The sequence below is a fragment of the Nocardioides pini genome (genome assembly GCF_026712185.1).
In the GTDB taxonomy this organism is placed as follows: Bacteria; Actinomycetota; Actinomycetes; order Propionibacteriales; family Nocardioidaceae; genus Nocardioides; species Nocardioides pini.
On record NZ_JAPPUX010000005.1, the window covers coordinates 377,012 to 391,514 of the forward strand.

Consider the following 14,503-nt stretch of genomic DNA (forward strand, 5'->3'; position numbering starts at 1 on the left):
GACGCCTGCTCAGAGCGCCGCGACGACCTCGGTGCCCTGCTTGATCGCGCGCTTGGCGTCGAGCTCGGCGGCCACGTCGGCACCGCCGATGAGGTGCGCGTCGCGACCGATGCCGTCGTAGAGGTCGCGCACGGAGTCCTGGCCGGCGCACACCACGATGGTGTCGGCCTCGATCACCCGGGAGACCCCGTCGACGGTGACGTGCAGGCCCTCGTCGTCGATGCGGTCGTACGTCGCCCCGCTGACCTGGGTCACCCGCGACTGCTTCAGCACCGCGCGATGGGCCCAGCCGGACGTCTTGCCGAGCCCGATGCCGATGGGCGTGGTCTTGCGCTGCACGAGCGTCACCTCGCGCGCGGGCGTCCGCGGCTTGGCCTCCGTCAGGCCGCCGGGGCTGAGCGCGGGGTCGCCGACGCCCCAGTGGGCCATCCAGTCGTCGAGGTCCTCCTCCTCGTGGGTGAGGAAGACACTGACGTCGACGCCGATGCCGCCGGCGCCGATCACCGCGACCCTCCTGCCCGGCACGACCGCACCGCTCAGCACGTCGGCGTACGACGCCACGCTCGGGTGGTCGATGCCGGGGATCTCCGGGATGCGAGGCTCCACGCCGGTCGCGACGACCACGTGGTCGAAGCCGGCGAGGTCGGCGGCGGTGGCGGCGGTCGAGAGGCGTACGTCGACGCTGAGGACCTCGAGCCGGCGGGTGAAGTAGCGCAGGGTGTCGGCGAAGTCCTCCTTGCCGGGGACCGCCATCGCGAGGCGGAACTGGCCGCCGAGCTCGGGCGCCTTCTCGAAGAGCGTCACCGCGAAGCCGCGCTCGGCAGCGGACGTGGCGGCGGCGAGACCCGCCGGGCCGGCGCCGACCACCGCGACGGTCTGCTTCCGGAGCGTCGGCATGAGCACGAGCTCGGTCTCGTGGCAGGCGCGCGGGTTGACCAGGCACGAGGCGCGCTCGTTGCTGAAGACGTGGTCGAGGCAGGCCTGGTTGCAGGCGATGCAGGTGTTGATCTCGTCGGCGCGCTCGTCCATCGCCTTGGCGACGAAGGCGGGGTCGGCGAGCAGCGGTCGCGCCATCGAGACGAGGTCGGCCTCGCCGGCGGCCAGGATCTCCTCGGCGAGCTCCGGGGTGTTGATCCGGTTCGACGCGCAGACCGGGACGTCGACGACCTGCTTGAGGCGCGCGGTGTGCGAGCGCCAGGCGCCGCGCGGGACCTGCGTGATGATCGTCGGCACCCGCGCCTCGTGCCAGCCGATGCCGGTGTTGAAGACGGTGACGCCGGCGGCCTGCAGGTGCAGGGCCAGCTCGGCGGTCTCCTCCCAGGTCTGCCCGCCCTCGACGAGGTCGAGCAGGGAGATCCGGTAGACGATGGGGAAGTCCGGGCCGACCAGCTCCCGCGACCGGCGTACGACCTCGACGGCGAAGTGCATGCGACGCGCGGGCGAGCCGCCCCACTGGTCGTCGCGGTCGTTGGTGCGCGCGGCGAGGAACTGGTTGATGAGGTAGCCCTCGGAGCCCATGATCTCGACCGCGTCGTAGCCGGCCTTGCGGGCGAGCGCGACGCTCTTGGCGAAGGCGGTCGCGGTGTGGTCGACGTCCTTGCTCGACATGGCGCTCGGCTTGAAGGGCGTGATCGGCGACTTCTTGTCCGACGCGCTCTGCGACAGCGGGTGGTAGCCGTAGCGCCCGGCGTGCAGCACCTGCAGGGCGATCGAGCCGCCGGCGTCGTGCACCGCGCCGGTCACCCGCTCGTGCCGCATGGCGTGGAGGCGGTTGGTCATCTCGGACGCGAACGGCTTGAGCCAGCCGCGCTTGGTCGGCGCGTAGCCGCCGGTGATGATCAGGCCGACGCCGCCGCGCGCCCGCTCCTCGAAGAACGCCGCGAGCTTGTCGATGTCCCACGGGTGGTCCTCGAGCCCGGTGTGCATCGAGCCCATGACGATGCGGTTGCGCAGCGTCAGCGCGTCCGGACCGGCGCCGAGGGTGATCGGCTCGAGCAGGTGGGGGTAGCGGGGGTGCGTCATCTCAGTCCTTCGCGTGGGCGTGCAGGTAGTCGGTGATCCAGTCGATCCAGAACCGCTCGAGCCGGATGCCGCCGCGCAGCACCAGCCACTGGTCGAGGCCGGCGCCGTCGAGGCCGTCGGGGTCGGGGAACTGCTCGCGCTCGAGCTGTTCGTAGTGCGCCAGCCGGGCGGCGTGGTCGGCCCGGGCGTCGAGGAGGTGGGCGGTCAGCGCGGCGCGGTCGCCGTACGACGCCCCGCGGAGCTTGACGGCCAGCTCGCTGCGGAAGGTCTCCATCGGCATCGGGGCGGCGAGCCACTCGGCGAGCACGCGACGGCCCTCGGCGGACGGCGTGTGGACCCGCTTGTCGGGCCGGCCGTCCTGCTCGACGACCTCGACGTCCACCCAGCCGTCGGCCTCCATCCGCCCCAGCACGCGGTAGATCTGCTGGTGGGTGGCGTGCCAGAAGAAGCCCAGGGACTTCTCGAACCGTCGGGTCAGCTCGAGCCCGCTCGCCGGGCGCTCGCTCAGCGCGACGAGGAGGGCGTGCTCGAGGGCCATGACGACCATGGTGCCGGACCTATGCAACGAGTTGCAAGCGTGACGGTCACCACGCGGGAGCAGTGACTGGGAGGGGAAGTCCGACACCTGGCGGGGGTTGTGACCCCCTCGAAGTGGCGGACTCCCCGCTCGGGCGGGGACTCCACCACAGGGGCACTGACCGTCGCGACCCTGACAGCGCCGGTGTCATGATCGGCGCATGACGTACGAGCTGGGGCAGGGGAGCGGGCCGCTGCGGGGCGTGCGGGTGGTCGAGGTGGCCGGGATCGGACCCGGGCCGCACGCGTGCATGCTGCTGGCCGACCTCGGCGCCGACGTGCTGCGCATCGACCGGCCGGGCGGCGGGATGTTCGGCATGGGGGCCGAGGACGTGCTCAACCGCGGGCGGCCGAGCGTCGCGCTGGACCTCAAGCGGCCGGAGGCGATCGCCACCGTGCTCGACCTCGTCGAGCGGGCCGACGTGCTGGTCGAGGGGATGCGCCCGGGTGCGATGGAACGGCTCGGCCTGGGGCCCGACGCCTGCCACGCCCGCAACGAGCGGCTGGTCATCGGGCGGATGACCGGGTGGGGACAGGACGGGCCGTGGAGCCAGGCGGCCGGCCACGACCTGAACTACATCGCGATCACCGGCGCCCTCCACGGCCTCGGCCAGGACCGCGACCGGCCGCACTTCCCGAGCAACCTCCTCGGCGACTTCGGCGGCGGCTCGACCTACCTCGTCATCGGCATCCTCGCCGCGCTCCTCGAGGCGCGCGCGAGCGGTCGCGGGCAGGTCGTCGACGCCGCGATCGTCGACGGCACGGCGCACCTCAACGCGATGGCGTCCACCTTCGCCGCGCTCGGCCTCGACACCGGCATCCGTCGCTCGGGGCTGCTCGACGGCGGCACCCCCTGGTACGACGTCTACGAGACCGCCGACGGCCGGCACATGAGCGTCGGCGCGCTCGAGCCGCAGTTCTGGGCCGCGCTCGTCGAGCGCATCGGCGTCGACCTGCCCGACCGCGACGACCCCGTCAACCACGCGACGATCCGCGGGGCCCTGATCCGCCGCTTCAAGGAGCGGACGCAGGCCGAGTGGGCCGAGGTCTTCGACGGCACGGACGCCTGCGTCGCGCCCGTCGTACCCCTCGCCGACGCGCCGGCCCACCCGCACCTCGCCGCCCGCGGCACCTTCGTCAAGCACGACGGGACCCTCCAGCCGGCCCCGGCGCCGCGCTTCTCGCGGACCGCGTCGACGATCCGCAGCGCACCCGCGCGGCCGGGGCAGCACACCCGCGAGGCGCTCACCGCCTGGGGCATCGAGGACGTCGACGGACTGGTCGCCGGCGGGGCTGCGGTGCAGGCGTGAGGCCGTGAAGCCCTTCCTGTTCCTCGGCACCCGAGCGGAGGACGACGTCGCCCAGCAGGAGTACGACGCCGTGCTCGCCGGCTGCGGCCTGCGGCCCGAGGAGCTGGTGCGCCACCGCCTCGAGGCCGACCCGCTCGGGCAGGTCGACCTCGACGACTGGTCCGGGATCATCCTGGGCGGCGGTCCCTACAACATGTCGGATGCCGAAGACGCGAAGTCGCCGGCGCAGCGACGGGCCGAGGCCGAGCTCCGGGAGCTGGCGGTGCGGGTGGTCGCCGCGGACTTCCCCTTCCTGGGCGCCTGCTACGGCATCGGGGTGCTCGGCACGCTGCGCGGGGGAGTCGTCGACCGGACCTACGGCGAGCCCATCGGCGCGCTGCCCGTCCGGCTCACCGACGCGGGCCGCGACGACCCGCTCTTCGGCGTGCTGCCGCCCGAGTTCACGGCCTACCTCGGTCACAAGGAGGCGGTTGCGCGGCTGCCCGACGGCGCGGTGCTGCTCGCCTCCACGGACACCTGCCCCGTCCACGCGTTCCGCATCGGCCGCAACGTCCACGCCACCCAGTTCCACCCGGAGCTCGACGCTGTGGCCATCTGCGACCGCATCGACGCCTACAGCGCCCACGGCTACTACCAGCCGCACGAGCAGGAGGGCCTCAAGGCCGCCGCCCGCGAGGCGATGGTCACCGAGCCGGTGCGGCTGCTGGCGCGGTTCGTCGAGCTGCACGCGCGGGGGTGAGACGTGCAACTCGCAGTGACACCCGAGGTGCCGGCCGACCTAGGCTGGACGACGTGACGACTGTCGAGCACGTGGACGTGCTGATCATCGGCGCCGGCCTGTCGGGCATCGGCGCGGCCGCCCACCTCGCCAAGGACCTGCCGGGGACGTCGTACGCCGTGCTGGAGCGGCGCGAGGCCAGCGGCGGCACGTGGGACCTGTTCCGCTACCCGGGCGTGCGCTCGGACTCCGACATGCACACCCTCGGCTACCGGTTCCGGCCGTGGCGCGGTGACACGGCGCTGGCCGACGGCGCCTCGATCCTCGACTACCTGCGCGACACGGCCCGTGAGTACGACGTCGACCGCCACATCCGCTACGGCCACCGCGTCGTCGCGGCCGACTGGGGCTCCACGACCGCCCGGTGGACGGTGACCGCGGAGGTCGGTAGGGAGGCGCGGACCATGACCGCCGACTTCCTGTGGGCCTGCAGCGGCTACTACGACTACGACGCCGGCTACACGCCCCACTTCGAGGGCCAGGAGCGCTTCCGCGGCCAGGTCGTCCACCCGCAGCACTGGCCCGACGACCTCGACCACACCGGCCAGCGCGTCGTCGTCATCGGCTCGGGCGCGACCGCCGTCACCCTCGTGCCCGCGCTCGCCCTGGGCGGGGCCGCGCACGTCACGATGCTGCAGCGCTCGCCGACGTACGTCCTCTCGGTGCCGGCCAGGGATGCGGTGAAGAGCCGGCTGACGCGGCTCGTCGGTGAGGACCGGTCGTTCGTCGCCACGCGGTGGAAGAACATCGCGCTGCAGGCCGCGCTCTACCGCGTCAGCCGCCGGCGGCCCGACCTCGTGCGCCGGTTCGTCCGCAGGACCAACGTCGCCCAGCTCCCGCCCGGCTACGCCGTCGACACCCACTTCAACCCGACCTACGACCCGTGGGACCAGCGGATGTGCCTGGTGCCGGACGGTGACCTGTTCCGGGCGATCAAGGCGGGCCTGGCCGACGTGGTCACCGGGCGCATCGCCGCCTTCACCGAGACCGGCCTCGAGCTCGAGTCGGGGGAGCGGCTCGAGGCCGACGTCGTGGTCACCGCCACCGGCCTCAACCTGCAGGTCTTCGGCGGCGCCGAGCTGTCCGTGGACGGGGAGCGGGTCGAGCCGAGCCGGACCATGGCCTACCGCGCGATGATGCTCTCCGGCGTGCCCAACTTCGCCTTCACCATCGGCTACACCAACGCCTCGTGGACGCTCAAGGCCGACCTCGTCGGGGAGTACGTCGTCCGGCTGCTCGAGCGGCTGCGGTCCACCGGCACGCGGTCGGTCGTGCCGGTGCGCGACCCGGACGTGGAGGAGGTGCCGCTGATGGACTTCGACGCCGGCTACGTCCAGCGGGTGGTGCACACGCTGCCGCGGCAGGGCACTCGGGCGCCGTGGTCGCTCCGGCAGAGCTACCTGCACGACGCCCGGACCATCCGCCGGGCGCGCCTCGACGACGGGGTGCTGCGCTGGTCTCGATGACCCGTTGCGTGGAAGCGCTCCCACGAACCGGACACGTCCAGAACCGCGGTCGTTGACAGGCCGGTGTGACGCGCGTCATAGTTGCTGACGGACGGAAGTGGAAGCGCTCTCACACCCGCTCACGTCCACCTTCCAGCCGGGCGACCGCCCGGCGCCCCAGGACGGCAGGAGTGCAGTGGTGCAGACACCGAAGACCAGGCGATTCCGACTCGCCTCGAGCGCGTTGCTGGCGCTCACCCTCGCAACGACCGCGGCCGCGTGCGGCGGCGGTGACGACGACTCGTCCGGCTCCAGCGCGGACGGCGTCACCACGATCACCGTGGCGACGTTCAACGAGTTCGGCTACGAAGGACTCATCGACGAGTGGAACGAGTCCCACGACGACATCAAGGTCGAGCAGGTGAAGGTCGGCACCTGGGACGACGCGAAGGCCAACCTCTACACCAAGCTCGCCGCAGGCTCGGGCCTGTCGGACATCGAGGCGATCGAGGGTGACGCGATGCCCGCGATCCTCGCCGAGGAAGGGGCCTTCGAGGACCTCACCGACGAGGAGCTCGACGGCCGCTGGCTGCCGTGGGTCGAGGAGAAGACCCTCAACGCCGACGGCCAGATGATCGGCTACGCCACCGACATCGGCCCGGAGGGCATCTGCTATCGCGCCGACCTCTTCAAGAAGGCCGGCCTCCCCACCGACCGCGAGGAGGTCGCGGGGCTCATGGAAACCTGGGACGACTACTTCGCCCTCGGTGAGGAGTTCGTCAAGAAGGTCCCCGACACCGCGTGGTACGACTCCTCCGGCGGGCTCGCCCAGGCGATGCTCAACCAGGTCGAGAACCCCTTCGAGTCCGACGACAACACCGTCGAGGTCGAGAACGCCGAGCTCGAGGCCGTCTGGGCCGACGTCACCGGCAACATCGACAAGGGCCTGTCCACCACGCTCCCGCAGTGGAGCGACGACTGGACCGCCTCGTTCCAGAACGACGGCTTCGCCACCATGGCGTGCCCCGGGTGGATGCTCGGCGTCGTCGAGGGCAACGCCGAGGGCGTCGAGGGCTGGGACATCGCCAACGTCTTCCCCGGCGGCGGCGGCAACTGGGGAGGCTCGTTCCTCACCGTCCCGTCCCAGGGCGACAACATCGAGGAGGCCAAGGAGGTCGCTGCCTGGCTGACCGCGCCGGAGCAGCAGGTCAAGGCGTTCGCCGCCAAGGGCACCTTCCCCAGCCAGGTCGAGGCCTTGGAGTCCGACGAGGTGACCAGCGCGACCAACGCCTTCTTCAACGACGCGCCCACCGGTGAGATCCTCGCCGAGCGCGCCCAGGCGGTGACGGTGCAGCCCTACAAGGGCCCGAAGTACTCCGACATCCTCCAGGCCTTCCAGGCTGCGGTCCTTCGCGTCGACGACGGATCCCAGGACGCTGCCGAGTCGTGGGACCAGTTCCTGACCGACGTCGAAGCGCTGGGCTGATCGGACCGACGGACTCCTCGTGAGCAACTCCACCGCCTCCCGGGGCGGGGGCACCCAGACGGTGCCCCCGACCCGGGAGGGCTCCCCCACCGCGTCCGGACCCGCCGGACGAGCGCCCCGGCCCGAGTGGCGCCAGCGACTGACCCGGCTCGACGTCCGGCTCTCGCCGTACCTCTACATCTCGCCGTTCTTCCTGCTGTTCCTGGTGGTCGGCATGTTCCCGCTCGCCTACACGGCGTGGGTGTCGGTGCACGAGTGGAGCCTGATCGGCGGCAAGGGCGAGTTCGTCGGCCTCGACAACTTCCGCGAGGTCCTCGGCAACCCCTACTTCACCAAGCAGCTGGTCAACACGATCAGCATCTTCCTGCTCTCCTCCGTGCCGCAGATCGTCATCGCCGTGGTGCTGGCGGCGCTGCTGGACAACCAGCTCCGCGGCCGCACGTTCTGGCGGATGAGCATCCTGCTGCCGTTCGTCGTGTCCCCCGTGGCCATCGCGATCATCTTCGGCAGCCTGTACGGCGACCGCTACGGCCTCATCAACGAGCTGCTCGGGCACGTCGGCATCGACCCCATCGGCTGGCACACCGAGCGGTTCGCCAGCCACGTCGCCGTCGCGACCATGGTGAACTGGCGCTGGACCGGCTACAACGCCCTCATCCTGCTCGCCGCCATGCAGGCGGTGCCGCGCGAGCTCTACGAGTCGGCGGCGATCGACGGCGCCGGCCGGGTGCGGCAGTTCGCCAGCATCACGCTGCCGATGATCCGCCCGACGATGATCTTCGTCGTCATCACCTCCACGATCGGCGGCCTCCAGATCTTCGCCGAGCCCCGGCTCTTCGACGAGACCAACGCACGCAACGGCGGCAGCGACCGCCAGTTCGGGACCATCACCATGCTGATCTACGACTTCGGCTGGCAGCTGCGCGACCTCGGGCGGGCCTCGGCCACGGCCTGGCTGCTCTTCGTCGTGATCTGCGTCTTCGGCATCGCCAACTTCCTGCTCATCCGCAGGGTCGGGGCCCTGGGAGGAGAGCGATGACGCGCCGTCCGGGGTTCCTCGTCTACGGCCTCCTGACCGCCTTCCTGATCGGGTCGGCCGCTCCGCTCTACTGGTCGTTCCTGCTCGGGTCGCACACGAAGGAGATCGCCGCCCAGGGCGTCCCGCCGCTGCTGCCGGGCGGTCACTTCTGGTCCAACGCCGAGCGGGCGATCGCGACGATCCCCTTCTGGAAGGCCCTCGGCAACAGCCTGCTGGTGTCGACGGTGACGGCCTGCTCGGTCGTGTTCTTCTGCACCCTGGCGGGCTACGCCTTCGCCAAGCTGCGCTTCCGCGGCCGCGGTCCGCTCCTGGTCTTCGTGATCGCCACCATGGCGGTGCCCACCCAGCTCGGCGTCGTGCCGCTCTTCATCCTGATGTCGGAGTTCGGCTGGACCGGCACCCTCACGTCGGTGATCATCCCGTGGCTGGTCACCGCCTTCGGTGTCTTCTTCATGCGGCAGTACCTGGTCGACGCGGTGCCGGACGAGCTGGTCGAGGCCGCCCGCATGGACGGCTGCTCCCAGATCCGCATCTTCTGGCACGTCGCCGCGCCCGCCGCCCGACCTGCCGCCGCCATCCTCTGGCTCTTCACCTTCATGCAGGTGTGGACGGACTTCTTCTGGCCGCTCATCGCCCTGCCGAACAGCAACCCCACCATCCAGGTGGCGCTCAACCAGCTCCAGAGCGGGTTCTTCAAGGACTACAGCCTCGTCCTGGCCGGCACCACGCTGGCCACCATCCCGCTCCTCGTCCTGTTCGTCCTCGCCGGCCGCCAGCTCGTGTCCGGCATCATGCAAGGAGCCGTCAAGGGATGACCGCCCAGACCAGCACGACCCGGACCAGCCCGGCGCCCGTCCGCTTCCCGCACGACTTCGTGTGGGGGATGGCGACCGCGTCCTACCAGATCGAGGGCGCCGTCGCCGAGGACGGACGCACGCCCTCCATCTGGGACACGTTCTCCCACCTCCCCGGCGCCGTGCTGAACGACGACACCGGCGACGTGGCCTGCGAGCACTACCACCGGATGCCCTCCGACGTGGCCCTGCTCGCCGACCTCGGCGCGACGTCGTACCGCTTCTCCGTGGCGTGGCCGCGCGTGCGCCCCGACGCCGGGCCGGTCAACGCCGCCGGGCTCGCGTTCTACGACCGGCTGGTCGACCAGCTGCTCTCCCACGGGATCGCGCCCTGGCTGACGCTCTACCACTGGGACCTGCCGCAGGTGCTGGAGGACGCGGGCGGCTGGACCAACCGCGACACCGCCCACCGGTTCGTTGAGTACGCCGTCTCGGTGCACGAAGCGCTCGGCGACCGGGTGCCGACGTGGACCACCCTCAACGAGCCGTGGTGCTCGGCGTTCCTCGGCTACACCGCCGGCCACCACGCACCGGGTCGGCAGGAGGGGGCGGCCGGTCTCGTCGCCGGCCACCACCTGCTGCTCGCCCACGGCCTGGCCACCCAGGAGCTGCGCAGCCGCGGCGCCGACCGGCTCGGGCTGAGCCTCAACCTGACGGTGCCCGACCCCAGCGACCCGGACGACCCGGCCGACGTCGACGCGGCTCGCCGGATCGACGGCCTGCACAACCGCTTCTTCCTCGACCCGATCTTCCGGGGCTCCTACCCGGCGGACGTGCTCGAGGACACCGCCGGGCGGACGTGGCAGGACCGGCCCTGGCTCGACGTGGTGCGCGACGGCGACCTCGACGCCATCGCGGCCCCGATCGACGTGCTGGGCGTGAACTACTACCACGGCAACGAGGTCTCGGGTCACCCGCGCACGGACGTCGTCGGCGTCGGCGCCGACCACCCCGCGCGGGTCGCGCACTCGCCGTTCCCCGGCTCCGAGCACGTCACCTTCCCCAGCCGCGGGCTGCCGTTGACCGCCATGGGCTGGGAGATCCAGCCCGAGGGCCTGCACCGGCTGCTGCGCCGCCTCCACGACGACTACCCGCACCTGCCGATCTACCTGACGGAGACCGGCGCCGCCTTCGACGACCGGCTCGACGACGACGGGCGGGTGCACGACCCCGACCGCATCGCGTTCCTCGACGCCTACCTGCGGGCGGTGCACGACGCGATCGAGGAGGGCGTCGACGTCCGCGGGTTCTTCCAGTGGTCGTTCTGCGACAACTTCGAGTGGGCCTTCGGCTACGCCAAGCGCTTCGGGCTCGTCCACGTCGACTACGCGACCCAGCGTCGTACGCCGAAGTCGAGCGCCCACTGGTACGCCGGGCTCGCCCGCACCGGGACCCTGCCCGCGCCGCCGGCCGCGGACGACTAGCGTGGCGCGAGTGACGAGCCAGCGCCCCCCTGCCAGCGTGGGCCAGCCCACCCTGGACGAGGTGGCCCGGGTCGCGGGCGTCTCGCGCGCCACGGCGTCCCGGGCGATCAACGGCGGCCAGCGCGTCAGCGCCCGCGCGCAGTCGGCCGTCGACACGGCGGTGCGCACGCTGGGCTACGTCCCCAACCCGGCGGCGCGCAGCCTGGTGACGCGCCGCACGGACTCGATCGCGGTGGTCGTGCCCGAGCCCGACGACCGCGTCTTCTCCGACCCCTTCTTCGCCGGCACCCTGCGCGGCGTGACCCGGGTGCTGGGCGAGCGCGACATCCAGCTGGTGCTGCTGCTCGCCCGTCCCGGGGCGTCGACCGCGCGGACCCTGCGCTACCTCACCAACCGGCACGTCGACGGCGCACTGGTCGTCTCCCACCACCGCGACGACCGGCTCGCCGAGCACCTCGCCGATATCGGCCTGCCCTGCGTCTTCGGCGGTCGTCCGTGGACCGGCGGCGACCGGGTGGCGTACGTCGACGTGGACAACGTGGCCGGTGAGCGCGAGGCGACCGAGGCCCTCGTCGCCCGCGGTTGCACGCGGATCGGGACCATCGCCGGCCCCGCCGACATGACCGCCGCCGAGGACCGGCTCGCAGGCTGGCGCCAGGCGATGTCGAGCGCCGGCCTGGCCGCGGATGCGGTCGAGCACGGGGACTTCACCGAGGCCAGCGGCGAGGCCGCGGCCCGGGCGCTGATGGAGCGCCACCCCGACCTCGACGGGCTCGTCGTCGCCTCGGACCTGATGGCCGCCGGCGCCCTGCGGGTGCTGGCCGAGCTCGGCCGTCGCGTCCCCGACGACATCGCCGTCGTCGGCTTCGACGACCTCGGCGTCGCCGAGCGCACCTCCCCGGCCCTGACCACCGTCCGGCAGCCGGTCGACGAGATGGCCGAGCGGGCGACACGCCTGCTCCTCGAGCGCGTCGACGAGCCCGACTCGAGGCCGATGCGGGTGATCATCCCGCCGACGCTGGTGCGGCGGGCGAGCGCCTGAACCTCGCGACGCCCTCGTCCCTCGGGCTACCCGATCACCGGCGGAGTGCGAGCGACGCGACGAGCTCCTCCACGCGACGACGGATCTCGTCACGGATCGGCCGCACCGCCTCGATCCCCTGCCCGGCGGGGTCGTCCAGCGCCCAGTCCTCGTAGCGCTTGCCGGGGTAGAAGGGGCAGGCGTCCCCGCAGCCCATCGTGATCACGACGTCGGACTCCTGCACGGCCGCGTCGCTGAGCAGCTTCGGCTGCTGCCCGGCGATGTCGATGCCGACCTCGGCCATCGCCTCGACGGCGACCGGGTTGACGCTGCCGGCGGGTGCCGAGCCGGCCGAGAGCACCTCGACGCGGTCGCCCGCGAGGTGCCGGAGCCAGCCGGCCGCCATCTGCGAGCGCCCGGCGTTGTGGACGCACACGAACAGGACGGTGGGAGCGGTCATCGGGAGGACTCCTCGAAGGTGGGGTCGGGTGCCGGGTGGGGGAAGCGGTCGCGCAGCGCGAGGCTGACGTAGACGAGGGCGACGAGCACCGGGACCTCGATGAGGGGGCCGACGACCCCGGCGAGCGCCTGGCCGGACGTGACGCCGAAGGTCGCGATCGCCACCGCGATGGCGAGCTCGAAGTTGTTGCCGGCCGCGGTGAAGGCGAGCGTCGTGGTGCGCTCGTACGTCATGCCGAGGGCGCGGCCGAGCAGGAAGCCGCCGCCCCACATCAGTGCGAAGTACGCCAGCAGCGGCAGCGCGATGCGGACGACGTCCACCGGGTTGCTGGTGACCTGCTCGCCCTGCAGGGCGAACAGGACCACGATCGTGAAGAGCAGTCCGATCAGCGCCCACGGCCCGACGCGCGGCAGGAAGACCGACTCGTACCACTCGCGACCGCGGGCGCGCTCGCCGTAGGTGCGCGAGAGCCAGCCGAGCAGCAGCGGGATCCCGAGGAAGACCAGCACGGACGTCGCGATCTGCCAGGCGGAGACGTCGAGGGCGGCGCCCGGCAGGCCGAGCCAGGAGGGGAGGGCCTCGAGGTAGAACCACCCGAGGCCGGCGAAGGCGACGACCTGGAAGACGGAGTTCAGGGCCACGAGGACGGCAGCCGCCTCGCGGTCGCCGCAGGCGAGGTCGTTCCAGATGATGACCATCGCGATGCAGCGTGCGAGGCCGACGATGACCAGGCCGGTGCGGTACTCCGGGAGGTCGGGGAGCAGCAGCCACGCCAGCGTGAACATCAGCGCCGGTCCGACGACCCAGTTGAGCACCAGCGACGCGCCCAGCATCCGACGGTCTGCGGTCACGGTGTCGAGCCGGTCGTAGCGCACCTTGGCGAGGACCGGGTACATCATCACGAGCAGGCCGACCGCGATCGGCAGCGAGATGCCGTCCACCTCGACGGCCGAGAGCGCGTCGTCGATGCCGGGCACCAAGCGGCCGAGCAGGAGCCCGCCGACCATCGCCAGCCCGATCCAGACGGGCAGGAACCGGTCGAGCGTCGAGAGCCGCTGGACCACGGGCCCGCCCTCGCGGCGGCTCACGCTCCTCCACCGATCAGCGCGGCGAGGTCGGCGAGCACCTCGCGGCGCACGGCGTAGTAGACCCACACGCCGCGCTTGCTGCGGTCGAGCAGGCCCGCCTCGTGCAGGACCTTGAGGTGGTGGCTGATCGTCGGCTGCGACAGGTCGAAGGCGTCGTTCAGGTCGCAGACGCAGGCCTCGCCACCCTCGCTCGCCGCGACGATCGAGACCAGCCGGAGGCGGACCGGGTCGGCGAGCGCCTTGAGCAGCGGCGCGACGCTCTCGGCCCGGTCGGCCGCGAGGGGCTCGCGGACGAGGGGCGAGCAGCACGCCACGGTCTCGACGGGGGTGAGGGTCAGCTGAGACTTCGACACAGATCAATATTGACAGATGTCGATGTGTGGGGCAATCTCAACATATCGACATCCATCAATATGAAGAGGAGGACACCATGTCCCGCCTGCAGCTCGCCCTCAACGTCGACGACCTCGAGACGTCGATCGGCTTCTACTCCGCGCTCTTCGGCACCGAGCCCCACAAGGTGCGTCCGGGCTACGCCAACTTCGCCGTCGCGCAGCCGCCCCTCAAGCTCGTCCTGATCGAGACCCCGGGTCGGGGCGGGAGCATCAACCACCTCGGCGTCGAGGTCGAGGACGTCGACACGGTCGACGCCGAGCTGACCCGGCTCGCGGCCGCCGGGTTCGCGACCACGGAGGAGCGCGACACGACCTGCTGCTACGCCAAGCAGGACAAGTTCTGGGTCCAGGGGACCCCCGACGGCGAGCGGTGGGAGGTCTACACGATCACCGATGACGCGCCTGCGACGAACGCGACGGGCGACGCGGCGGACGAGGAGAGCCGCGCGGACGCCTGCTGCGCCTGACGTCCTGACTGCTGGCCTGGCCGTCCTGGTGGTGATCTCGCCCCTGAGTCCCGACTCACACGGCAAACGATTCGCGGGAACACCACCAGTCCCACTAGCGTTGGGTCCACAGACGTCCGGCCGGTCTTGCCCCGGACG

At 71.9% G+C, this 14,503-nt stretch carries 14 protein-coding genes; 9 read left to right on the top strand and 5 right to left on the bottom strand.

Annotated features, from left to right (window positions below):
* Positions 1–9: 9 nt before the first annotated feature.
* Both NYO98_RS18715 and NYO98_RS18720 read right to left on the bottom strand, forming a co-directional pair.
* Positions 10–2,022 carry an NADPH-dependent 2,4-dienoyl-CoA reductase gene (locus NYO98_RS18715; RefSeq protein ID WP_268113306.1) on the bottom strand — a complete coding sequence of 671 codons (2,013 nt, stop codon included), beginning with the start codon at positions 2,020–2,022 and terminating at the stop codon, positions 10–12.
* Between the two features lies 1 nt (position 2,023).
* A complete protein-coding gene (locus NYO98_RS18720; protein WP_268113307.1) occupies positions 2,024–2,560 on the bottom strand; it encodes a PadR family transcriptional regulator in 537 nt (178 codons plus the stop codon).
* A gap of 199 nt (positions 2,561–2,759) precedes the next feature.
* Between NYO98_RS18720 and NYO98_RS18725 the strand changes: the two genes are divergently transcribed.
* The 8 genes from NYO98_RS18725 to NYO98_RS18760 all read left to right on the top strand — a co-directional run bounded on the left by NYO98_RS18725 (position 2,760) and on the right by NYO98_RS18760 (position 11,976).
* Entirely contained in the window at positions 2,760–3,908 is a 1,149-nt protein-coding gene (locus NYO98_RS18725; RefSeq protein ID WP_268113308.1) for a CaiB/BaiF CoA transferase family protein, read from the top strand.
* A 4-nt stretch (positions 3,909–3,912) separates the two neighbouring features.
* Complete coding sequence (locus tag NYO98_RS18730) at positions 3,913–4,647, top strand: glutamine amidotransferase (protein ID WP_268113309.1); 735 nt, start codon at positions 3,913–3,915, stop codon at positions 4,645–4,647.
* A gap of 53 nt (positions 4,648–4,700) precedes the next feature.
* Positions 4,701–6,152 (top strand): flavin-containing monooxygenase, encoded by a 1,452-nt coding sequence (locus NYO98_RS18735; RefSeq protein WP_268113310.1) that lies wholly within the window; start codon positions 4,701–4,703, stop codon positions 6,150–6,152.
* Positions 6,153–6,330: 178 nt separating this feature from the next.
* Complete coding sequence (locus NYO98_RS18740; RefSeq protein WP_268113311.1) at positions 6,331–7,617, top strand: ABC transporter substrate-binding protein; 1,287 nt, start codon at positions 6,331–6,333, stop codon at positions 7,615–7,617.
* 19 nt (positions 7,618–7,636) lie between these two features.
* Positions 7,637–8,656 (top strand): carbohydrate ABC transporter permease, encoded by a 1,020-nt coding sequence (locus NYO98_RS18745; protein WP_268113312.1) that lies wholly within the window; start codon positions 7,637–7,639, stop codon positions 8,654–8,656.
* On the top strand, positions 8,653–9,471 hold the full coding sequence (locus NYO98_RS18750) for a carbohydrate ABC transporter permease (RefSeq protein ID WP_268113313.1): 819 nt from the start codon (positions 8,653–8,655) through the stop codon (positions 9,469–9,471). The genes NYO98_RS18745 and NYO98_RS18750 overlap by 4 nt, the downstream gene beginning before the upstream one ends.
* Positions 9,468–10,934, top strand: coding sequence for a GH1 family beta-glucosidase (locus NYO98_RS18755; RefSeq protein ID WP_268113314.1), 1,467 nt, complete (start codon positions 9,468–9,470; stop codon positions 10,932–10,934). The genes NYO98_RS18750 and NYO98_RS18755 overlap by 4 nt, the downstream gene beginning before the upstream one ends.
* 10 nt (positions 10,935–10,944) lie before the next feature.
* Complete coding sequence (locus tag NYO98_RS18760) at positions 10,945–11,976, top strand: LacI family DNA-binding transcriptional regulator (protein ID WP_268113315.1); 1,032 nt, start codon at positions 10,945–10,947, stop codon at positions 11,974–11,976.
* A gap of 34 nt (positions 11,977–12,010) precedes the next feature.
* On the opposite strand, the gene NYO98_RS18765 is transcribed toward NYO98_RS18760, so the two are convergent.
* The 3 genes from NYO98_RS18765 to NYO98_RS18775 are packed head-to-tail and all read right to left on the bottom strand — an operon-like array spanning position 12,011 to position 13,856.
* A complete protein-coding gene (locus tag NYO98_RS18765) occupies positions 12,011–12,415 on the bottom strand; it encodes an arsenate reductase ArsC (protein ID WP_268113316.1) in 405 nt (134 codons plus the stop codon).
* A complete protein-coding gene (gene arsB / locus NYO98_RS18770) occupies positions 12,412–13,503 on the bottom strand; it encodes an ACR3 family arsenite efflux transporter (RefSeq protein WP_268113317.1) in 1,092 nt (363 codons plus the stop codon). The genes NYO98_RS18765 and arsB overlap by 4 nt, the downstream gene beginning before the upstream one ends.
* Positions 13,500–13,856: an ArsR/SmtB family transcription factor gene (locus NYO98_RS18775; RefSeq protein WP_268113318.1), complete on the bottom strand. Its 357-nt coding sequence runs from the start codon at positions 13,854–13,856 to the stop codon at positions 13,500–13,502. The genes arsB and NYO98_RS18775 overlap by 4 nt, the downstream gene beginning before the upstream one ends.
* 77 nt (positions 13,857–13,933) lie before the next feature.
* Here NYO98_RS18775 and NYO98_RS18780 point away from each other — a divergent pair, with 77 nt between their 5' ends.
* Positions 13,934–14,365, top strand: a complete 432-nt coding sequence (locus NYO98_RS18780; protein WP_268113319.1) for an ArsI/CadI family heavy metal resistance metalloenzyme — start codon at positions 13,934–13,936, stop codon at positions 14,363–14,365.
* Positions 14,366–14,503 lie beyond the last annotated feature (138 nt).

Excerpts from the sequence above, each read along its gene's own strand:
- NYO98_RS18755 (WP_268113314.1), top strand. The coding sequence starts at position 9,468 with ATGACCGCCCAGACCAGCACGACCCGGACCAGCCCGGCGCCCGTCCGC.
- NYO98_RS18720 (WP_268113307.1), bottom strand. The coding sequence starts at position 2,560 with ATGGCCCTCGAGCACGCCCTCCTCGTCGCGCTGAGCGAGCGCCCGGCG.
- NYO98_RS18725 (WP_268113308.1), top strand. The coding sequence starts at position 2,760 with ATGACGTACGAGCTGGGGCAGGGGAGCGGGCCGCTGCGGGGCGTGCGG.
- NYO98_RS18750 (WP_268113313.1), top strand. The coding sequence starts at position 8,653 with ATGACGCGCCGTCCGGGGTTCCTCGTCTACGGCCTCCTGACCGCCTTC.
- NYO98_RS18715 (WP_268113306.1), bottom strand. The coding sequence starts at position 2,022 with ATGACGCACCCCCGCTACCCCCACCTGCTCGAGCCGATCACCCTCGGC.
- NYO98_RS18765 (WP_268113316.1), bottom strand. The coding sequence starts at position 12,415 with ATGACCGCTCCCACCGTCCTGTTCGTGTGCGTCCACAACGCCGGGCGC.
- NYO98_RS18780 (WP_268113319.1), top strand. The coding sequence starts at position 13,934 with ATGTCCCGCCTGCAGCTCGCCCTCAACGTCGACGACCTCGAGACGTCG.